13 protein-coding genes are annotated in these 21,142 nt (G+C 57.3%); 7 read left to right on the top strand and 6 right to left on the bottom strand.

Features of this window, described 5'->3' with window-relative positions:
- Positions 1-773 precede the first annotated feature (773 nt).
- Positions 774-1,028: a CGCGG family putative rSAM-modified RiPP protein gene (locus HWV07_RS08775; protein WP_178333937.1), complete on the top strand. Its 255-nt coding sequence runs from the start codon at positions 774-776 to the stop codon at positions 1,026-1,028.
- Positions 1,029-1,052: 24 nt separating this feature from the next.
- Here the strand turns inward: HWV07_RS08775 and HWV07_RS08770 are convergent, their stop codons facing one another.
- Positions 1,053-2,711, bottom strand: a complete 1,659-nt coding sequence (locus tag HWV07_RS08770; RefSeq protein WP_178333936.1) for a right-handed parallel beta-helix repeat-containing protein — start codon at positions 2,709-2,711, stop codon at positions 1,053-1,055.
- Positions 2,712-3,082: 371 nt separating this feature from the next.
- Positions 3,083-3,436 (bottom strand): hypothetical protein, encoded by a 354-nt coding sequence (locus tag HWV07_RS08765; protein ID WP_178333935.1) that lies wholly within the window; start codon positions 3,434-3,436, stop codon positions 3,083-3,085.
- Between the two features lie 698 nt (positions 3,437-4,134).
- On the opposite strand from HWV07_RS08765, the gene HWV07_RS08760 reads away from it, so the two are divergent.
- The 5 genes from HWV07_RS08760 to HWV07_RS08740 all read left to right on the top strand — a co-directional run bounded on the left by HWV07_RS08760 (position 4,135) and on the right by HWV07_RS08740 (position 15,333).
- Entirely contained in the window at positions 4,135-6,993 is a 2,859-nt protein-coding gene (locus HWV07_RS08760; protein ID WP_178333934.1) for a PD-(D/E)XK nuclease family protein, read from the top strand.
- 1 nt (position 6,994) lies between these two features.
- On the top strand, positions 6,995-10,702 hold the full coding sequence (locus tag HWV07_RS08755) for a UvrD-helicase domain-containing protein (protein WP_178333933.1): 3,708 nt from the start codon (positions 6,995-6,997) through the stop codon (positions 10,700-10,702).
- A 408-nt stretch (positions 10,703-11,110) separates the two neighbouring features.
- Entirely contained in the window at positions 11,111-11,980 is an 870-nt protein-coding gene (locus tag HWV07_RS08750) for a DNA adenine methylase (protein WP_178333932.1), read from the top strand.
- Positions 11,981-12,068: 88 nt separating this feature from the next.
- Entirely contained in the window at positions 12,069-13,025 is a 957-nt protein-coding gene (locus HWV07_RS08745) for a DpnII family type II restriction endonuclease (protein WP_178333931.1), read from the top strand.
- A 697-nt stretch (positions 13,026-13,722) separates the two neighbouring features.
- Positions 13,723-15,333, top strand: a complete 1,611-nt coding sequence (locus HWV07_RS08740) for a DNA-methyltransferase (RefSeq protein WP_178333930.1) — start codon at positions 13,723-13,725, stop codon at positions 15,331-15,333.
- Between the two features lie 4 nt (positions 15,334-15,337).
- On the opposite strand, the gene HWV07_RS08735 is transcribed toward HWV07_RS08740, so the two are convergent.
- A complete protein-coding gene (locus tag HWV07_RS08735) occupies positions 15,338-16,189 on the bottom strand; it encodes a MutH/Sau3AI family endonuclease (RefSeq protein ID WP_178333929.1) in 852 nt (283 codons plus the stop codon).
- 233 nt (positions 16,190-16,422) lie between these two features.
- Between HWV07_RS08735 and HWV07_RS08730 the strand changes: the two genes are divergently transcribed.
- Positions 16,423-17,520, top strand: a complete 1,098-nt coding sequence (locus HWV07_RS08730; RefSeq protein ID WP_178333928.1) for a hypothetical protein — start codon at positions 16,423-16,425, stop codon at positions 17,518-17,520.
- Here the strand turns inward: HWV07_RS08730 and HWV07_RS08725 are convergent.
- The 3 genes from HWV07_RS08725 to HWV07_RS08715 are packed head-to-tail and all read right to left on the bottom strand — an operon-like array spanning position 17,509 to position 20,998.
- A complete protein-coding gene (locus HWV07_RS08725; RefSeq protein ID WP_178333927.1) occupies positions 17,509-18,618 on the bottom strand; it encodes a hypothetical protein in 1,110 nt (369 codons plus the stop codon). The genes HWV07_RS08730 and HWV07_RS08725 overlap by 12 nt on opposite strands.
- Positions 18,619-18,621: 3 nt before the next feature.
- Positions 18,622-19,035: a hypothetical protein gene (locus tag HWV07_RS08720; RefSeq protein ID WP_178333926.1), complete on the bottom strand. Its 414-nt coding sequence runs from the start codon at positions 19,033-19,035 to the stop codon at positions 18,622-18,624.
- Positions 19,028-20,998, bottom strand: a complete 1,971-nt coding sequence (locus HWV07_RS08715; protein ID WP_178333925.1) for an AAA family ATPase — start codon at positions 20,996-20,998, stop codon at positions 19,028-19,030. Before HWV07_RS08715 ends, HWV07_RS08720 begins: the two co-directional genes overlap by 8 nt.
- Between the last annotated feature and the right edge of the window lie 144 nt (positions 20,999-21,142).

Below are 21,142 nucleotides of genomic sequence, written 5' to 3'. Positions count from 1 at the left end.
GTACTTAGAGTTGGACCAATCTCTGCCGAAGCATTTGTAATTTGGGGGGATGGAATCAGGAAAACGACGAAATGAAGTAATGTAGACATAGCGGTCTTCTGATCTGGTTGGAGTAGTATATCTCGAATCTGATGGTTAGCCCAGACTGTCTGCATTAGTGAATATAGTCCACTGTAGGATTTTATACCCTTTGATTGGTTCTCAAAAGGAACAAAAGGGAATTTGATATTAACACTAGATGTAAAATTCATCCCGCCACCTACATCTCGGAAATCGTTTCAACTAGGTTGTCAAAGAGAATCCCGACCAATTACTTATCATCGTGTCCAAGGTCTCTATACCCTCCACAGCAAGGGTTTCGTCATGAGGGAAGAACAGGAACAAGTCAATGGGTGCCGATGCCCTGAGGTGGTTTTGATGTCCTTATCATGGATTGAGACAGGCTCCTTGATATCATTGCTAGGCGCAGATCGTCGCTCTTGGAACCCGCGAAATCTCTACTAACACCTAACATCCGGCCATTAATAGAGTTGGTCGAGACATAGCACGCGGTCGCGACCGAAGCTTATCCGCGATTTGTACTGTCATCTATCTCCAGTAGTGCATTCAGCGAGCGGTTGAATAGCGTCGCCATATCGGGGTATCGCGTTCACATCGGATGAAATTACCCGTGTCTCACCGAATAAGACACGTACGAGGGGTAGTTGCGGTCGGCTCACGTAGGTAGTCACTTGGCAGTGAATGATGCAGATGTACAGCCTGTGACGGACCGAATGCAGGACAATTCGTGGTCGGCGAACCTCGAGTTCCCGCAGTACGCGGACGACCAGGCATTGCTCGTCGAGCACGCCAAAGACGCAATCCGGCAGACGACCGCCGGCCAGCACGTGAACCTGGTGACGCACAAAGCCCACGGCCACCCCGACGACTATCTCGTCGACGCCCTGCAGGCCGAGTTCGACGCGGTGACGCTCAGGTACGTCGAGCAATGCGGGTGTGGTGGCCAAGTCATCCGCGCGACCCCGTGACTGGGACGGTTATCACGCCGCCATCTACGATTGCCGGGCCGCCAAGAGCACTGCCCCGACCAGTATAATCAGTGTCGTCAGGCCCGTGAAGCCAGGGCCGTCGCCCACTACTCCATCTCCGTCCTCGTCCTGATCGGTATCACTGGGCGTGACGGTCTCGGTATCCGGCTGTCCGGCAGGCGACTCCGGATCATCGGTCGGGGAATTCGCAATCGTATTGACTTGGTTGCCCCCTCCCGTCGTGTTCGAACCCGGAGTCGACTCGGTGTCGGGGGACAGAGTATCGGAATCAGCTTGCATACCCGGACCGTTCGTCCCACTGGTCGCTGTGTCCGTCTGACCGGCCGCCTGGGGACCGCCCCCACCCGAAGGAGAGGTTTGGGTCGTCCCCGACGACTGAGGGCCGCTGGGCGTCGCTGTCGCGTCCTGCGTTGGTGTACTATCCGGGCTATCGGCCGTCCAGGTGCCTGCGCCAATGGTCGCCTCGAACCGCCCGTCCGACGTGCTGTACTCGCCCTGTTTATTCCAGGCGTCGTCCGTCTGCTGCCAGAGCTGGCCGTTCGCACCGCCAACGTCGAAGGTCGCGTCGACGGCTGTCTCGGAACTCCCTGTGATGTTCATCGTGTCCGTCGCCGACCAGTCCGTCTTCTCCGTCTCGATCGTCAGGCCCTGTCGTTCGAAGTCGACGGCCAGCCCGCCACCAAGCGTGACGTTCGTCGCCTGGACGACGGCAGGGTCACCCTGCTCGCCATTGCTCGTGTCGGACGTCGAGATCGCTCGCCCGGCGTTCTCGTCGATGTGGACGTTGGTCAGGTCGACCTGGTCGTTGCTGCCCGAGTAGTAGACGGCCTCGAGGCCGTCCTCGGCGTTGGCGGTGAACGAGCTGTCCTCGAAGGTGGCCTGCGTGCCCATCGAGGAGCCGGCGACGAGAACGCCGTTCCCGCCGTTGCTGGACGCATCCACGTTCGAGAACGCCGCATTCATCGAGTGGCCGACTGAGATGCCGGCGCCGTCGTTGGCGGTGAAGTGCGAGTTGGTTACCTGGACGTCGCCGCCGTCGATCATTTCGATCCCGACGTCGTTTCCGGTCGACTGGACGTCGTCGACGCGGAGGTCGATGATCATCTCGGTGCTGATTCCCGCGCCGTCGTTGCCGGTGAACGTGACGTTCCGCAGTGTCCCGCTGTTCATCCCCTGGGCTCGGTAGCCGTCGCCGTTGTTGGTCACGGTCGCATCTCTGAGCGTAAGGTCGCCGTTCATGTGCTCGATACCGGTGCTGCCCCAGCCCGCGACCGTGATGGCGTGGATCTCGACGCTGCCAGCGTCCTGGCCGGGGTCGACCGCGATTCCGGTCGTACCGTCCATGCCGGGGCCCTGAAGCGTGTGGCCGTTGCCGTCGATCGTGACCGATGACTCGTTGTGTTCGATGGTGAGGCAGGTCCCGTCCGTACTGGCCTCGAAGTCGCTGCTCAGGTGGTAGTTCCCCGGTTCGGTGATCGCCGTACATCGCTGGATCTCGCCGTCGGGCCCGATAGCGCTGTCCTGGGGTGTGGGCGTCGATCCATCTTGGGCGCTCACCACGGGCACGCCCAGCGCCACCGTGAGGACGATGGTGAGGACGATCGTGAGCCGTCGGCTCAGCGCTGGTGTCCGCTGGCGGGGGAGTTGGCTATTGGGAGGCATGGATTCGAGGAGGCGTACTGGCCGTCGGTTACCAGGTTAGATGTGGTCTGCTAGCCGTATAAGCGAATTTGACTGTTAGTTACGAATTCATCTGGTATGTTTGTCTGTGCGATTGGTAACCACGGTCGGGTGTTGAGGTGCGGGAAATGAGGGAATTTCGTCCGGCTAGGTGACTCAACGAGGAAGGCAGACGAGGGAGTGACCGAAGACTGCGAGGAGGGGCGAGGAGAGGCTACGTAGGGATGGAGAATCCGACCGCACGGATACGCTCTCTCGGCTCCGGGTAATGCGCCCCTCACCTGTTGCAGTTCGATGGCAAACTCTGGATCACGTAATGTTGAGGAAGGGAGGTTCTCAGCCGTCAAGAGCTCTCAAACCTGATTCTGGACCTTATCGATCTTGCATTGGACACAGAGGTCGTCTGCGAAACACGCGACGTTATCGTACGGGCATTCCCGTTCCTCGACATCCACGGAGAGTCGCCGCTTGGCGTGTTTCCATTCGACCTCCCAGTCTTCGATGTTCATATCGACCGAGTTGAATACGGCCTCGTTGTCCTTGTCGACGATTTCGACGACATCGTGGGAGTGCCGTAACTCCTTGACCGTCTCGATCGCTTCCTTGAACGATGCACACTTCTCTCGCTCTCGCGACCCGTCGTCGTCGAACGTCCGCACTATTATCGACCCATCGTACTCCTCTGTCGGATCCAGGCCGTTTGCCATATCTCTAAGAGTGGAATCGTCTACAAAAACATTCGCGACGGCTGTAGTCCGCTTCCGTAGACCTGAGACAGACCCTTCAGAGCCCCTTCTTTACCGTTGATTGACCAAGAGCTGCCAGCGGATCTGATCACCGTCGATATCGATACAACGAGACGCTGGAGTGGTGGTAACCCACGAGGCATCTGTCCGCGGATTCCGCTGGAGTGCTCGCCCAAACTTTCTTGCTCGTTACCTGCGACTCCGTGTTATTCATGGATTCTCGGCAGCTGTATACCGGGCCGCGATATCCTCGACTCGAATCTACTGCGTTCGACGCGCTCGCGGGCACGGTGGGCGACCAGCCCGAGAGTGTGCTCTATCTCGCGCGGAGCGACCACACCGAACGACTGACGCGCGAGCGCTGGCGTAAGTACGGATCGCCGCTGTCGCTGCGGGTGGCGACGTTTGAAAGTATCGTAAACGGCTGTTTCGAACGAGATGCGTACATCGGTCATAACCAATATTTGGACGCAACACTACGCGATCGCCTATTCGAACTGGCTGTTGAAGGAATCGATGATCCAGAAAATCCGCTTGGATGTAGCAATCAGTTGGCTTCAGAGGGTCTCTGCACGAACGTCAAGGATCTACTTTCACTCCTAAAGTTCGCCAATCTTCAATCACCAGAGGAAATCCGTTCTAGACTGCTAAACGAGGGGTTGGAATCCCATGCTGAATCTATTGCTCAGATTGCCAAAGCCTTCGAGAATATTCGACAGGAAATCAATAGCGGCTCCGACTGGACAGATCTAGCAGACCGATACCGACACACCCTCGAGAGCGACACCGACCTCACCGAGTGGTTCCCTTCGGTCGAGGCGGTCGTCCTCGGCGGGTTCTCGCTGTTCTCGCCGCTGGAACGCCAACTCGTCGAAGCGATCACCGACGCCTGGCCGACCGTCGCGCTCCTGCCGCAGGTGACCGACACCGACGAGGCGGTCGGCGTCGATCGGGGTGCTGACCGTGGGCTTCGTGCCTATCGGGAATTGGCCTTCGAGCGGGAGTACGTCCCACCGGGCGACGCCGAACGTGGCCGAACCGCAACGCCACGACGGATGTACCGGCATCGCGGAGCCACTGAGTCCTCTGATGACCCGGAAAACGTCGACCTCGTTCAGCCGGAGACGGTTCCCCAGGAACTCCGATACGTGGCCTGCGACATCCGGTCGCGGATCGCCGATGGGACGGACCCGGGCGATCTCGGAATCGTCCTCGTCGACGGCGGGGCGTATCACGAACGCCTCGTCGAGACGCTCGCGAAGTACGACGTCCCGGCGACGCTGGCCATCGAACGCCCGTTCGGTGCGACGGCGCTCGGCGAGGTACTCTCGGAACTCTTGTCGCTCGGCCAGTCGGACCCGACGGTCGACTCCGTGACGTCGCTGCTCTCGAATCCGCTCGTGACCATCGGCCAGGATGACGACGCTATCGACCACCGCGAAATCACCCGCGTAGCGCGACGCCTGACGTCTCGCAGACTGGAGACCGCCTACGACCACCTGGACGCCGACACGGCACAGGCGATCCAGGAGATCGTCGACGACGCGAAATCGCTTCGCGCCACGTCGCTCGCGGACCTCCCGTTGGCGGTCGACGAACTTCTCGACCGGCTGGGCGTCGTCGATAGCATCGAGTCACTCCCGCAGTCGCCGCACGGCCGGACAGAGACGGATGCCGCGAACAAGCTCGATCGCGTGCTGGAGACGCTGGCACTCACCGACGGCGTTGCGGACACCGACCGAGGTGATGCCGTCGAGCGCCTCGACCGCGCCCTCAGCGGCGTCTCCCTCGACGCCGAGACTGGCCGCGAGGACGACACCGTCCTCGTCTGCGACCTCGATGACGCTGCACCCCGGGAGTTCGAGCACGCCTACGTCCTCGGGCTCACCGAGGGCCATGCGCCGTCGAATCCCGAGCGGCCGTTCTACTTCCAGCCGATAAACGAAGCCCACGAGGACTTCGAGCAAGCCGACCTCCAGCAGCGGGCTCGCTACCACTTCGGCGTCCTGCTGGCCAGTGAGGCTTCGCTCACGCTGTCGGTCCCCGAACGCTCCTTGGAGGGCGACCCGTACGTCGAGGCCGACGTGATCACGGAACTGCGCCACGTGACGGACCTCGACCCCGAGTCGGTTGCCTCCGAGGAGACGCCGCCGGGCTGCTGTGAGGACGTCCAGCGCTCCCTCGGTTCGGTCTTCGCCCACGACGGGACCGACGAGTATGCGCCGCTCGTCGATCAGGCACGCGAGACGGGCGCGTTCGACGATGCCCAGCACAGACGCTGTCAGGACGGCGTCGCCTGTGGGGCCGCCCGGGCGTGCGACGAGCTCACCCCACACGACGGCCAGTTGAGTCCAGAGACCGTCGCGAGCCTACACGGGCCGGCCGTCCGGGAGCCGTACAGCCCGAGCCAACTGGAAACCTACGCCACGTGCGGCTTCAAGTACTATATGGGGACGGTGCTGGACATCGAGGAGCCCGACGACATCGGCCTCGAGCCGGACGCCCGCGACCGCGGTGGATACGTCCACGACGTCCTCGAACACTACTACGCCGACCTGCAGTCGGCGCCGGGTGAGCCGGTCGAGATCGTCGCCGACCGCGAGACACGCGAAGCCCACCTCCTTGACGTCGCCCTGGAGCGCCTCGAGGAACGCTTCGACGAAGAGGCCACCGCATTCCAGTACGAGTGGCTGCTCGGCGTGCTTGCCGGCCTGAGCGACCCGGACAGCAATCCCTACTACGGGACCGGCAACTACGACGGCGCCGAACGGGGCTTGCTGGTCCGGTTTCTCGACCACGAGTTCGAGGAGGTGGCGAAGGCGACGGCCCGTCCGGCGTGGTTCGAGGCCCGCGTCGGAAAGTCGGAGTATGGCCCAGCGCTCCGTGAGAAGCCTGTCGTGGTCGATACGCCGGCCGGCCCAGTCCCGATCCACGGGATGATCGACCGTGTCGATGTCGTCCCGGGGACCGACCCGACCCAGCTGGTCGTCCGCGACTACAAGACCGGCGGGACGCCCAGCGAGACCGACACTCTCGGCGGCTTCAGTTACCAGCTCCCGATCTATGCGCACCTCATCGAGGACGTCCTCGATGACGTAGAGGTCGTGGGCGGGGCGTACTACCAGGTCAGCCCGCCGCGTGACGTGAACCACCGGAAGGGACTCGTCGCCTCCCAGGAGCACGCGGCGTGGCAGGGCAGCGACGGGGTCGACACGCCGTTCACCCGGTTCAGCAAGCCGACCTTCGAGACCCACCGGGCGTACCGCCAGTTCGTGGAGTCAGTACTGCCGGGTCGACTCGGGGAACTCGCCGACGGGATGACGGCGGGCCACTACCACCCGACGGTACTCGACCCCGACGATGCGGGCTGTCGGTACTGCGGCTACAGCGATACCTGTGACGTCCGGCCGCATCGTCGCCGCGACGTTATCGACGAGATCGACGACCGCGGCGTCGCCGCGTACGTCCCACTCGCCGCTCGCGATGCGGACTCGAGTGACTCCCTGGAGGTGCAGTGAGATGGTCGACTTCGAGGACCTCACGGATGAGCAACAACGCGCAGCAGATGCCCTCGACCGGAACGTCTCGCTCACCGCCGGCGCCGGGACGGGGAAGACGACGACGCTGACCCAGCGGTACGTCCGGATGCTGGAACGGGGACTCGACGACGAGGTACCGGAGGACCCGGAGGCGCCGCTGACGCCCGACCAGATCGTCACGACGACGTTCACCGAGCGGGCAGCGAACGAACTGAAGGCGAACGTCCGCGAGGCCATCAACGAGCGTGTCGAAGACTCCGATGCGGCGACGTATCGACAGTGGCGGGAGATCGCCGACGGTCTCGACGAGGGATACATCCACACACTGCACGGCTTCTGTGCGCGACTGCTCCGCGAGCACGCCCTATCAGCCTCGACGGTCGACCCTGGCTTCGACACGCTCGAGGAGCACGAGACGCGGGCACTACTGGAGGACACGGTCGCGGCGGTGCTAGAGACCCACGACGACCACGAGGCGGTCCGCACGCTCTCCCGGCAGTTCGACCGGAACGGCCTCCAGGCCGTCCTCGTCGACCTGCTCCAGGAGCGTCCGGGTTGCGTGACGTGGGCCAAGCGATGGGCGGATGCGACCGAGGCCGACTATCTCGAGTTCGTCAACGAGGAACTGCACCCCGTCTCGCCCTCCGTAGCTGCCGAGCGGTTCGCCGACCCTACATTCTGCGAGGCGGTCGCCGCGGTCGAGGCTTTGGTCAACTCGCCACCGGCGGCACTCGAGACCGGCGGGCAGGCCTGGGGCCGTGCGCTGGACGTCCTCGAGTGCCTCGACGGCGTCGACTACGCTTCCGGTCGCGAGACTCTCGAGGTCCGGGACAGCTTCGTCATCCTCTGTGACCAGCTGACGACGGGCTCCGGCGACGAGTACAGCAGCTATACGGGGGCCAAGGGGCGCTGGAGCGGTGCGGACGAGGAGAAGGCCGTCTTCGACGACGCCATGCAGACGATCGTCGACGTCGTCGAACCCGCCGACCACCTCGTCTCTGGCTCCATCGAGGCCGACAAGAACAGCGTCCCCTTCGTCCGGGCGCTCGCCCAACTCGCGCTCATTGCCCACGAGGAGTACACCGAGCGCAAGCGCCGGCGGAACGTCGTGGACTTCACCGACCAGATCGAGTTCGCCTTACAGTTCCTGTGCGAGGAGGCCTCCGAAGACCTCCGAGCACAACTCCGCGAGCAGTTCGCCTACCTGATGGTCGACGAGTTCCAGGATACCGACCCGCGGCAGTGGGAACTCGTCAAGCACCTCACGGCGCCGAACCCCGAAGCGTTCGATGCGCAGAACGTGTTCGTCGTCGGCGACGCGAAACAGAGCATCTACCGCTTCCGGAACGCCGACGTCACGCAGTTCGACGCGACCGAAGCGGAGCTCGAACGGGCGAACCCACCTGGCGCAGTAGCTGGCGAGGACGATCAGCTCTCGACGAACTTCCGGACGCTCCCCGACGTCTTGGCGTTCGTCAACGAAGTGTTCGACGAGGTGTTCGAGGCGGACGGTCCTGCGTACGAGGCTGCACCGCAGCGACTCGAAGCCCACCGGGACGACCCCGCCGACCTCGCAGGGATGGAATACCTCGCGGTCCCGACCGATGAGGACTATCGGGCGCGGCGGTTCGCCGACGACCACGAGTTCGCCACGGCGCGCGTCGAGCACGATGCGGAACTCGAGGGGATGGCCCTGGCCGCGCGCCTGACCCAGCTCTTCGACGAGCCCGCACAGATCTACGACGAAGACGGTGACGTCGACGATTCCGAGCCGCGGGACGTCGAGCCGGATGACGTTGCGATCCTGCTCCGCAGCCGAACCCACCTCAAGCGGTATGAGCGGGCGCTCGAGGCGGAGCATATCCCGTTCACCGTGGCCTCCGGTGTCGGGTTCTACGAGACCACGGAGGTAACCGCACTGGTGAACCTGCTGAAGGCACTCGCCGACCCTGCCGACGAGCGGGCGCTGTACGGCGCGCTCCGGTCGCCGCTGTTCGGCCTGTCCGACGACACTCTGGCGCTCCTGAAACGGGATGGCGAAGCGTTGTGGGACGCTCTGGGCGAGGCTGACCAAGAGGAACTTGCGGACGCCTACGGTCTGCTCTCGGCGTGGCGGTCGCGAGCCGGACTCGGCCCTGATCCCGAACAGCACCTCGATGGATCGTGGGCCGCGTTCCTCTCGCAGATTATCGCCGACACGGGGTATCTCGCGAGCGTCAGCGCCGACGAGCGAGGGCGACAGGCGGTCGCGAACGTCGACAAGTTCCGCGAGCAGCTCCGGGCGTACACCGAGGACGGCGTCACCAGCCTCGCAACGCTCGTCGACCGCATCGAACGGCAGCGCGACCTCGGCGGTGGCGAAGGCGAGGCCACCATCCAGGGCGGCGGCGACGGCGTTCAGATCCTCACCGTCCACGACGCCAAGGGCATGGAGTTCCCCGTGGTCGTCGTCCCGGGGCTCGATAAGGGCTTCAACATGCGTGCCGCGGTCGGCGACGGCCGTGTGGAGTTCGAGGAGGTCGACGACGAGGCGTACGCAGTCGGGCTGAAGGCGCCCGACCCCGACGACCCCTTCGACATGACAGGGACGATCGCCCGAGAGGCGCTCAAGGAGCGACGCCGGGCAGAGGAGCGCGCCGAGGAGAAACGCGTCCTCTACGTGGCCTGTACCCGGGCGCGCGACCGGCTGCTCCTCTCCGGGACGCACGACCTCGACGGCGACGGTGACGAGGTCCTCACGATGACCGATGTGAAGGATGGTGACCCGGAGGAGGCCGGCAGCTGGCGTGATTGGGTGCAACCGCACGTTCTGACGGACACCGTCCTCGAGGCGCTCGAGGAGCGTGACCGGATTACCAAGACCGTCGGCGACGCGAGCGTCACGATCTCGCTGCCCACGCCTGCTGCGGACTGGACTGGGAATGCCGCCGCGCCAGACCTGCAACTGGAGCTCTCCGAAACGCCGTCGCAGCCGCCGCGGCAGTTCTACCTCACGCCGACGGATCTCGCATCACTGTTCGACGGGTGGGGGTCGCTCGTCGTCGACGAATGGACGAACACCGTCCGCTACCAGTCCGAAGAGGAGACCGATGCGTCGGGTACGGGTGAGGAAGCGGGGCCGCCGGATGACCTTGAGTCGACGGTCTTCGGTGAGATGGTCCACCGGCTCTGCGAGCTCAGGCCACCGTCCGACCAGTGGGATGCGGTCATAGAGCGGACGCACGAAGCCGAGGACTCCGAGGTGGAGCTCACCGACGCTATGCGCCAACGAGTCCGCGACCACGCCAGTCGGGCCATGGAGTTCGTCGATGGACTTCACGAGCGCCACGAGGTGGCGTACACGTACGACGAACTCTCAGTCACGGCGTCGTTCGACCACGGGGAGGTCTCGGGGCTGATCGACCACCTCGTGGTTACGCCGGACGCCTACCACGTCGTCGACTACAAGACGAACGACATCACAGAGGCAGAGGTTGAGGAGAAAGCTGAGTATTATCGGACGCAGCTTGAGGCCTATGCGATCGCGCTTCATCAGCAGGATTCCAATCGGGACGTTCTGGCAACGTTGTACTTCACCTCGCCGGAGGTACCGCACGAGTTCGAGTGGGACGCGGATGAATTGAACGAGTTACGCTCGAAGACGGTCGATCGAATCGCTAGTGAGCTCGACACGTTGGAGTCGAGATAGTGGCTCCGCTTCACGGTGTATCCGGACTCGTCTCATTCCAAACTCGACTACGGTCGCATCGCGGAGCGTGAGGTCGCCGTCCACATGCTCGATACCAGAACTACTCCAGCCCGCCCCTGTGATGGCAGGAATCTCGACGCTACCAGCGTTCTGTCCGGGGTTGACCCTGATTCTGGTTGTACCGTACTTCCCCTTGGACTAAACTTTATAACAGAAAACGGGGCCAGAATGTCGTGTCCCGATAGACAGAGCCACGCAGGTTGGTGCTGGTCTGTACCTTATACGACCTGCTGGCTGTGGATATTGGGGAATACCAACCATGTCAGAGCAGCCGACGATACGACGACCTAACGACCATCGGAATCGAAATATCCATCAGCACATCCTTCGAGTTGAGGTATAGACCAAATGGCAAACCGACTGCAGCCGTTCCCGTGGTACGGTGGGAAGTACAAGTGGCTCGACTTCCTGCTACCAAAGCTCCCCCACAGAAAACGGTACGTGGAACCGTTTGGCGGGAGTGCCACCGTGCTGTTGAACCGCGAACCGGCGCCTATCGAGGCGTTCAACGACCTCGACGAGTACGTAATGACATTTTTCGAGGTACTTCGCGACAACCCTGAGGAGCTTATTAACTCGCTTCAAAAAACGCCGTACCATGAGAGTGAGTTTGAGCAGGCAGTCGACACTGATCCCAGTGAGGTTGACAACATTGAGCTAGCTCGTCGGTTCTGGCTCTCTTCAACGATGGCATACAACTCGGCGGCCGGCAGTGGGAGCTTCTCGTACTCAACGACTCAATCTCGCCGCGATATGGCGCAACACACCTCTCGATTCAAGAGCAAAATTGAGCACTTGGAAGCTGTTGCAGACCGACTTCAGCGAGTCCAGTTTTTCAATAGAGACGCACTGGACGTTATCGAGCGATTTGATAGACAGGATACGATAATGTATCTTGACCCACCTTACCCGCTGGGCACGCGGGGTGGGAGCGCGTACCGCCATGAAATGGCAGCTGAAGAACATAAAGCGCTGCTGGACGTGCTGCATGACTGCGCTGCAGATGTCGCGATTTCTACCTATCAGAGCGACCTCTACGATTCGCTGTTGCTAGGAGGCTGGAAGAGACTTGAAAGTGCGGAAAAGAAAACTGCAGCCTCGAACTCGAACCAGGGACGTGTCGAGTCGCTTTACGTGAACTACGAGATACCTTCCGAGGGTTTCGAGAACCCCGAGACACCCGTTCAGGCGGGTGTCGAACAATTTACGGAAACTTGAGAAGCACAACTAGGGGATAGACCTTAGTAGCGTTTTTTCCGCTGAGATGACGCAAGGTACTATATCTGGAGGACCTGATGCACCCTATATGTATGTTCGCCAGTCGGAGCCACCGACTGATGACTTTCTCATTGAATTCTTTCGGACGGCTCGGCCGGGGTCGATTCCCGATGATGCATTTCTCGACTTAGAGACGATACGGTCCGACTTAGAGTATCACGGGTTCGCCGACCAGAGCCCTTTTGAAACCATTGACGCCTTACCGACGACCGAGAATGAGTTCGTCAATGAGCTTGCCCGGAATATAGCTGAGCACAGTGCACCAAAGGAACTCGTCAAGACATGCTTCCTCCTGGTCGGACACAGTACGAAAAAGGACGTGTACGTTTCCACAAACCGGAGCATTCCGATCGCCGAAGACGCGGCTGTTGCGAGTGGGAACCTCGATCAAGCGCGTACAATCGCTGAGACGCTGTGTGACATTGGGCTCCATAAGGTCCTACAGTCTGGGGCTGATGCACGAAGCATCGCGCTTGGCGTTCGGATAGGCTTCCAAACCGATGCACGAAAAGGGCGAAGTGGTACATTGTATGAAGATGCCGTTGAAGAGGCGTTACAACCGATTGTTGATTCACTCACGGCCGATGGGTATGATATTTGGCTCGATACACAGTACACAACCGGGTATAAACCAGAAAACAAAGACCAGGAGAAGCAAGTCGACTTCGCTATTTTCCACAAGGAAACGCTGCTTGTTGCTTTCGAGTCGAACTGTTACACGACTGGTGGAAGTAAAGTGAGCTCAACCGAACGTGAGTACGACGACCTCTCCTCGAAGATGCGTGAGAATGAAACGGCGTTCGTTTGGATTACCGACGGCTATGGCTGGGAGTGGAAGGAATCCTCGACGCTCAGGGAGGCCTACGAGGACGTCCACGACCTGTATAATCTTGCAATGGTGGAGGAATCTCTCGAAGACGACCTCCGGACCTACTTCGGCGATAAGTTCCAGGAGAACAACCAAAACACGCTGGATGGCTACTGAACAGTTGAGGCAAAGCGGTTCTTGAAATACGATCCTATTGCTACGCACTGCCGAACCGGGAAACTTTGTTGGCCAAGCGTTGTTGACTGCGTTCCATACCAGTCCAACTCCGATACTGCTGGCATACCCCCTCAAAAGTTTCCTCAGGCCTCCCCACTTCACGGTATAGGTGTATCGCGCCACCTATACCGATTTACGTGCCATACCGTGCGGAGTAGTTTACACCGGAATCAGGGGGCGACGAGAGTATAACTGGAGAGGAAGCGAGCTGGTCGTGATCATAGTCCTCACTGGGGTTTGGGCACTCCCCAATCATGTAGTGGTTTTCTCGCTGAAGGTATCCTCCTCCCTTTATTGCAGATCTCGAAGTCATCCTATCGTTTTTCACCCTAATGCGAGTCGCTCAACGGTTCCCATCTAGTCCATTAGACGATGGGATACGTTGTATAGTCCTAGCCACCGATGTGGGTGTACCAAATAATGAGCGCCGAGGAAAGTCCCCCTTTACAGCGTAGACACCTGCGTCAAGTGGCCTGTTACGACGGTTGCGGTGTGATTACACAAATAGAGCACGAGCTGTTCTGTTTTCCCCACCCTTCGAGTATCTCTCCGGAGGATATATTTATTAACAAGATAGTGACTACAAACCGATTCAGGAAGCACAGCACCAATATACCCTGGCTCTAAAAATCCTTTAATGGCCGATACGTCCCCTATTCCGCCTGTTGATAGCGAGGTTCCAGAGGGCTACGGACTCTATCACGCTGACACTCGGTCTCACTACGATACACTTACTGAGCAATTCGGTGATGTCGATGGCCAACTCATCGACACGACGATTACGTCACCACCATACGGCGATGTGAAGGACTATGGATACGATGAAGAGCTACAGATTGGTCTTGGAGATGATTACGAAGATTATCTTGAGGAGCTCCGCAGGGTTTACAAGCAGACGTACGACCTGACGAAGCCGGATGGCTCCCTGTGGGTCATCGTGAATACGTTCAAGAAGGGTGGGCGGACTATCCGACTTCCGACAGATATTGCTGATATTTGTGAAAACCTTGAGAACAAAACCAACTGCGACAAATGTGGAGCCCCACTAACAAAGGATCGTGAAACCGGGGTCCACTACTGCACTGATGATGAGTGCTCCTTCGAATACGATTCGATCGCTGACTCATGGGTGCTGCAGGATATCGTTATCTGGGATAAGGTTCGCGCACTGCCGTATAGCGGAAAGGGCAAGTTTCGAAACGTTTTTGAGTATATTCTTTGCTTCAGTAAGCAGAACGATTTCCACTTCGACCTAGATAAGATCCGTATCGCCGATGCTACAGAGTTTAAAGACTGGTGGATTAATTATCCAGAGCGGTATCACCCCCGTGGAAAAGTCCCGGACAACATATGGGAGATGGTGACACCGACTCAGGGTGGCTGGGGGAATATGACGATAGACCATCCCGCCCCCTTCCCGCGACCGCTTGTGGAGCGAATTATTCAATTAACAACTGACCCTGGCGATGTCGTCTTTGACCACTTTGCCGGTACTGGGACAGTACTTGCTCAAGCTGAGGCAATGAATCGTTGGCCCCTCGGCTTTGAGCTAAGTGACGATTACGTCGGAGCATATTCGACACTTCGCGAAGAGATAATCGAAGAGTGGAAAGAGCGACAAGCTGAGGGAAATACTCTCGAGGAAGAGCAAGCACGCCTGGCACAGAAGATATGGCGGCTACGGCAACTCGTGTTTCCACGGAAACTCTTGCAGTCGCTGCCAGGGTCGTCTGAAGAGCGGGACTTGGGTGAATTGAACATCAACACGGTGTTCCTGGATGGCTGTGCAGATGACGAACTGCTGGCGGCTCGTGAGACAGAACGCGTTCCGCTAAAGACAGCCATCATTGTCGACGACGATACTTCGGAAGCAGCACGTGTCGAGCTCACAGAGTCACTCGCTGCGGCTCAAGAGGAAGACCCCTGCAGTGCAGTCCCTGTCGATGCTGATGTGTCCGTCCAGACGGTGAGTGAGTTCGTCGGCGAGACCGCGAACGAGTTTGAAGCTAGCCCACTGTATCTCTACGACAAAAACGATTACAACTACCCCGCTGGAACCATCACTATTGAGACGTGGGATGCGATGGTACAAACACCGGATGGCTGGCGGCAGAACCACGTTGCATACGAGTATCCACCGGTTATCTCCAATCTATACCTGAATGTTGATTCTGACGGTAAAGAAGTTGTCACTGATATCGAAGAGGTCCGGGCAAGCGAGGGTGGCGCCACGCTGACTGATTTTTAATCTTCTAATCACTAACCTCAAAAGCGTCGCTGAATCGGGGCACGTCGTGTGCAGCACGCTGTGAGGCAGCCCCCCAAAGTGCGTTCAGCTCGATACCCGTCGCCCGTCCTCGTTTTGCGTTCTCGAGGCCAGTTGCAGCAGTAAAAAGTTCCATACAGCCGCTCATACCGATCGACCATCCACGCTTTTCGGCGTAGTCCAGTGTGGGGTGTGCGTCAGGGGCTACGCGGGATGAGCGCGGAGATTGACTCGGATTATCACGGTCGTATCCGCCTCCGTGTTTCGGGCAGGTCCCGAGTAGTCGGGTGTGCTTCTCGCTGGGTGTATCGCCGTCGAGAATTCGTTGCTTGCAGATTTCAAAGTTTGACTGGAGAATCTCTGACCAGTAAGGATCAGTCATCGGCTCCCACAGTGTCCACCAGACAATTGGGTAGGTCGAACGATCCTGGCCGACTATGTGGAGATACCAGATGATAAGCACACGACTGAGCTTCTTGCGTAACGCGGGGACGTCAGTCCAGTGGTTTGCATCCACAACCTCGTTATAGTCGCACATACACAGTACGAGCCGCTCCTTCGGTCGCACGAGATCATTATTGCCAGTCAATCGGAGTGGCGTGACCTTCAGTTCTATACCGGTTTTGCTAAAATCTGGTCCCGCGTCGGAGTTGATTGGGATATTAAAATATCCTTCTTCGATAACGTTCGCAACGCCGTGTTTTGAGCTTGCACGACTGTCATCAGTCATACCGTGAATCTGCTCGTCAATATCTCCAAACGTTCGCCCGAGCAGGGCATTCGTCGCGCGGAGAATATCGTCTTCATCTGCATCGGACCCTGACGGCAAATTCATCATCGTGGCTAGCACTGGTGGCTAGACAGTACATTAAAATAGCTTTTCTCTAGCACATATGTTTCCAAAGGAATTTATCCTCATCAGTGAGGCTGGCTTTCTGCGTCTGCTGCATAGAGAATCCCGGTGGTTCATATCTCTGATTTTGTTGAAATCCTCTTTATGCCGTGGGGTTTCACAAAATGGATAATCGCTATCGCTTCGGTCGCGAGCCGAAAGAAGAGCGACATTCTCCCATGTCAGAAGCGGAGGGTTTCAACAGAGCCATAACTCCGGAATTCAACTTACTGGCTATGTCCACAGAAGGCCTTCCAGACGACTACTACCTCGGCCTTCTCGATTCACTCCTTCGGGTGCGATTCCATATCAGAACCGAACCTGAGCTGCAGTTTCGCCCACAGCCCTCGGTCCGAATCGGGGGGCACGGAAATGACCAGGTGATCGCACTCATTGGAGAGCTACTCGAAAAACATAAAATTGACTTCGAGCTTGTTGCGCCAGACGGGGGCCATGAGTATTTCAGTATCTACAGACATGCAGGATTTGAGAAACTCTACAATTTTGTCGAAGGACGCTCGGCCAATGCCGTCAGAGAGCTCGGATTTCTCGTTGGTACGTATCGAGACGAGATTGCGCCTCGGGACTCTCTCTCAGTCGATGAAATGTATCGCCTCGCACGAACAGTCAACGAGCTCCACTACGGAACGACGAGTTCAGGTCGGGCCTCTCTCACTGACCCGGAGCAATTTCGCGATAAATATGATGTCAGCGACGTACAGCCGGAAACGCACGTGATTCCGAACACTGGGTTTCGAGACGGCTATCCAGTTGAGTATATCGGCGGGATCATAGATGCTCTGGCCACCTTTCGTCCCTCTATCAGCCGTTCAAGCTACGGCATGGGTTACGTGATGACTCCGCAAATTCGTCTTTACCGAGGTGGTGTCCACCCGGCGTTTGGTTTATCAGTGCAACAGTTTTGTGAACAGCAAAACCTACCCTGCACTACGACTGATGAAATGCAGTACCTCAATACCATAATTGATGGTGCCGCAGCAATCGACGAGTTCGCACCTGTTGTTGGACCGTATCTTGTCGCGAAACGTGACGAATTGGCCTATCTGCATGGTGAGCTAGTCCCCCGATTCCTCAATGAATCTCACCACACGAAACAAAATTTCTATGAGATTGTCATTGATTTTGAGCCACTAGCTACCCGCGGTAGCCGTCGTCAGAGAAATCGAAAGTATACACCAGAACACTTCGAGGACGTCTGGTCGGAGGATATCACACCCGTTGACCGAACTTCATCGTCTGATGAGTCAGCCGACTAACTCTTGGCGGAGATTTCGATCAGCATCTGTCGCAAGCTGGACATCGTACTCGTTTTCTAAGTTGAACACACGTTCGATATCGTCTACTGCTGCGGCATAGTTGCCCCGCTGTTTGTGTAACCGTGCACGGAATCGGTAGCACTTTGCGAGCTGCTTTTTTGCGTCATACCATGGCAGGCCCTCTTCAGCCAGGGTAATTGCCTGACCGAGTGCATCTAGGCAATCTTGGGTTGGCTTATGACGTTTATATGCACGAGCCATGCGGTATTTCGCATCCGAAAGCGGAATCGCAACCGCTCGTTTGTGATCGTCACCCTTGACACAATCATAGAGACGCCTCAGTGCGTTATGAGGGGGCTCAAGCTCAGATTCGCTCTTTAGATTCGCGAGGGACGTGTCCAATATCGTCTCTATAATGCGTTGTTGCATGTCCTGGTCGCCGCTCTCATAGGACTCTATCAATCGGTCTGCCGTCTCAGCCCATTCTATCCCTGCTTCCAGCTCTAAGGAGCCTATGAAGCTATGTTTGTCAAATTCCTCACTCCGCCAGACGATCTCGTCATCCAGTGTAATCCCATATGCTGGTTTGTCACCCGTATTACGCCCAAGATGAAGTTCTGGGTTATCGCCCACAAAGACCGGCTTTTCTCGGTTATCAAGTTTGTTCGAGTGAAGAGTTATTAGCTGTTCTGTATCGACTGCAATGACACGAGTCTCGCCATTGTACGGTGACACAGCGATGTATTCACCCCCTGCCGAGATAGCGACGAAAGGTGAGCTCGCGTCGTATTCTTTCTGCCAGACGACAGTACCATCGGGATCGTATACGGACACTTTAGAGCCAGTTGACTCGCCATATTCCCGCCAATCAGCGACTACCGCGCGGCCGTTATCGGTGATAGAGGTACTGCGTGGATTGATGGGCCGATTGTGGAATATCGGTTTTCCGTCGCGGAGTAAAGCGACATGGCCAGGGTCTTCTGGTGAGCCGTAGCAGTGGCCAATTTGGAATGTACCATTGGCTGGTCGTAGTTCCAGTTCCACAGTGGTGCCGTTGAGTGCAACGGGCTCACGACTACTCGTATCGAATTCGCTCATACCTTATATGTCGGATTTTTTGATGATGTTCTTCGAGAGGCTGCTAAACATGTCGTTTGGGCCGGTATACTGTGTGTACAACTGGTCGATACCACCGTTTGCAAATTCGCGAACGACTTCGTATAATTCAGCTCCGTCTTTCAGCGTTTCCGGTGACTCGGTCTCTTTGACCGCAATGGATTTTAAAATCCAGACCTGGTCATCACTCAGGGAGGCTCGATTGAATAGCGCGTGCCTGGTATCTTCCAACTCTGTACGAAGCCCACGGTCGTAGCCGTAGGCAGCCGAGAAAACGAATAGATCCTTCATATCCTCATTGAAGAATGGAGAGTCCGAGTTGGAAGTCAACTCCTTAAACATTGGCTGTTTTTCTTCCGGGATGGTAATGTCACGTGGGGCGTTTTCTAGGTCACCCACGGGGCTTCACCTCCGTTGTCCCACCGTCGAAATCAAGTAGGTACTCGTTGGCCACCCTGTGTTTCATCCGATTGCGAACATCATCATCATATTCGGTGTCTGTCATGAGGAACGTGATCTGCGTGTCTTCCAGATAGTCGGGAAGATTTTGAGCAATGAGCTTCCGGTTCTCGCTTGAGATACGGCCGAGTGGGGTGTCGATAACGATCGGCGCTTGAAAGCCACTGATATCCGAAAGTGCCGCCATGAATGAGAGAGCAAGTACTTGGCTTTCCCCTGCTGAAAGTGCCCCAATCCGGTTATCAGTGCTATCTGGGCCACTGATCTCGATGCCATAGTCATCAGTTAGGACAATATCGTAAGTCTCGTTCTTCCAGATGAGCTCGTTGAAGTATTGGTTGAGATTCTCTTCGGTGTTTGACCGGATACGCTCTAGGATTGTCCGGCGAATCTCTTCCATCTCCTCGAGTGCACCGTCAGCGAAGTCAACCTGGCTAAGGATGTCCTCGTGGCGGCCCTGCTTTTCAGCCTCTTTGCGGAACTCCTTTTCTTTGGAATCTAACGTGCTTTCTTTAGAATCGATTTCGCCCTTGAGACGTCCCACTTCCCCGACCAGTTCATCCTTCTGTTGCTCTAATTTGTCCTGTTGTTTGGAGAGCTCACTGACATCGACTTCATCGGGTACATCAAAACCTTCTAGCTCGGCTTTGACTTCGTCAAGCTCACGGTCTGCTTTGTCTATCTGGTCCGCCAGGTCACGAATCGTGCGGCGCTTATCGCGCAAGCTGCTGGCTGCCTCATTACCGTCCTTGATTATATTAGGAATCTGGAATTTGCCTTCCAGATTGTCTGTGGAGACTTCCGACACCGTTTCTAGCATCTCATTCAGGTGGGCACGTGCCTCGTCGTCACTCCCCTCTTCGAGATTTCGGCCGCAGATGCAGGTGCCTTCATCCAATAGTTCATCAATAAAGCTTTCCCGGATTTTGGGCGGGAGCTGGCCTTTTTCCTCCATCTCGGCAAGCTGTTTTTGTGTGTAATCCAGCGCCGACATCGAGAAAATGCTGGGGCCAGCTTCATTGAGCAACTTTCGGGCCTCTGTGCGTTGCTCCTCTCTGTCCTCCTTCAGATCCTCAATCTCTTCTTCGAGTGACTCTCGTTGCTCAACGAGTTGGCGAGCCCGGTCATTCGCCGCGCCTCGGAGCTTCTCTTTAATCTTCGCGATCTGAGATTCGTATTCCTCGATAGTTTGCTTTTTTTCTGCCTTCTCGGTGCGAAGCCGGTCTAAGTCGGCTTTGATTGAATCTATCTCTTCTTGAATCTCTTTGGGACGCCCTTCGAGATTACTCGCTTTGCGTCGAATCTCTCCTTTGACCGTCTCAAGGTGCTCTATCGAAACGTTTAGCAGGCCGATGTGCGAGACATCGACGATTGCATCCTCTACTCGGGTTTTGTATCCCTCGCTGAAGAAGTCTGTCAGCGCTTCGCCGTCGAAGAGAAAGTAATCCTTCACCCGTGAAGGCAAGATCTGTGTGAGCGTTCGATTGGGATTCTCTACGATAGTGTACTGATTATTGGAGCGACGCTGGAGCTGAAGGTCTCCAATATCGTCGTTGAAGGACGTCCCAACTTTGTATGTGGTAAAGTCTCGCTTAAAAATATATTCGGGCTTCCCATCGCCCATCTCAATCTTGACATGCCCACTCGCTGCTTGACCTGTAGAGAGCTCATCCAACTTGTCTTCCGTGAGCATGGGAAGCTGCTCGACATCATCGCCCCGGGCTTCTTGATGAAGCTCGCGTCCATAGAAACAGAGTGTAATCGCGTTTAGAATATTCGACTTCCCGGCTCCGTTTTGACCCTCGATGATATTGAGGTTCTTTTTATCTGATGTCTGCAGGTCAATTGTTTGGGTTCCCTTATACTGTCGGAAGTCATTTATTTCAAGTGAGAGTAATTCCATTAGATTTCCTCACCTTGGTTGTATTCTTTAATTAGGTTCTTATACGTCTGTTTGTATTCATAGTTATTCTTATCTAATTTACCACGTTCAAACTTGAGGATTTCTCGGACAAACTGCTTTCGCTGCGCATCTGGTATATTTCCA

Source organism: Natronomonas salina (genome assembly GCF_013391105.1).
Taxonomy (GTDB): domain Archaea; phylum Halobacteriota; class Halobacteria; order Halobacteriales; family Haloarculaceae; genus Natronomonas; species Natronomonas salina.
This window is presented reverse-complemented; position numbering and strand designations above follow the sequence as displayed.

Bases quoted from the DNA above. Each gene is read 5' to 3' on its own strand.
- HWV07_RS08775 (WP_178333937.1), top strand. From the start codon at position 774: ATGCAGGACAATTCGTGGTCGGCGAACCTCGAGTTCCCGCAGTACGCG.
- HWV07_RS08770 (WP_178333936.1), bottom strand. From the start codon at position 2,711: ATGCCTCCCAATAGCCAACTCCCCCGCCAGCGGACACCAGCGCTGAGC.
- HWV07_RS08765 (WP_178333935.1), bottom strand. From the start codon at position 3,436: ATGGCAAACGGCCTGGATCCGACAGAGGAGTACGATGGGTCGATAATA.
- HWV07_RS08755 (WP_178333933.1), top strand. From the start codon at position 6,995: ATGGTCGACTTCGAGGACCTCACGGATGAGCAACAACGCGCAGCAGAT.
- HWV07_RS08750 (WP_178333932.1), top strand. From the start codon at position 11,111: ATGGCAAACCGACTGCAGCCGTTCCCGTGGTACGGTGGGAAGTACAAG.
- HWV07_RS08745 (WP_178333931.1), top strand. From the start codon at position 12,069: ATGTATGTTCGCCAGTCGGAGCCACCGACTGATGACTTTCTCATTGAA.
- HWV07_RS08740 (WP_178333930.1), top strand. From the start codon at position 13,723: ATGGCCGATACGTCCCCTATTCCGCCTGTTGATAGCGAGGTTCCAGAG.
- HWV07_RS08735 (WP_178333929.1), bottom strand. From the start codon at position 16,189: ATGATGAATTTGCCGTCAGGGTCCGATGCAGATGAAGACGATATTCTC.
- HWV07_RS08730 (WP_178333928.1), top strand. From the start codon at position 16,423: ATGTCAGAAGCGGAGGGTTTCAACAGAGCCATAACTCCGGAATTCAAC.
- HWV07_RS08725 (WP_178333927.1), bottom strand. From the start codon at position 18,618: ATGAGCGAATTCGATACGAGTAGTCGTGAGCCCGTTGCACTCAACGGC.
- HWV07_RS08715 (WP_178333925.1), bottom strand. From the start codon at position 20,998: ATGGAATTACTCTCACTTGAAATAAATGACTTCCGACAGTATAAGGGA.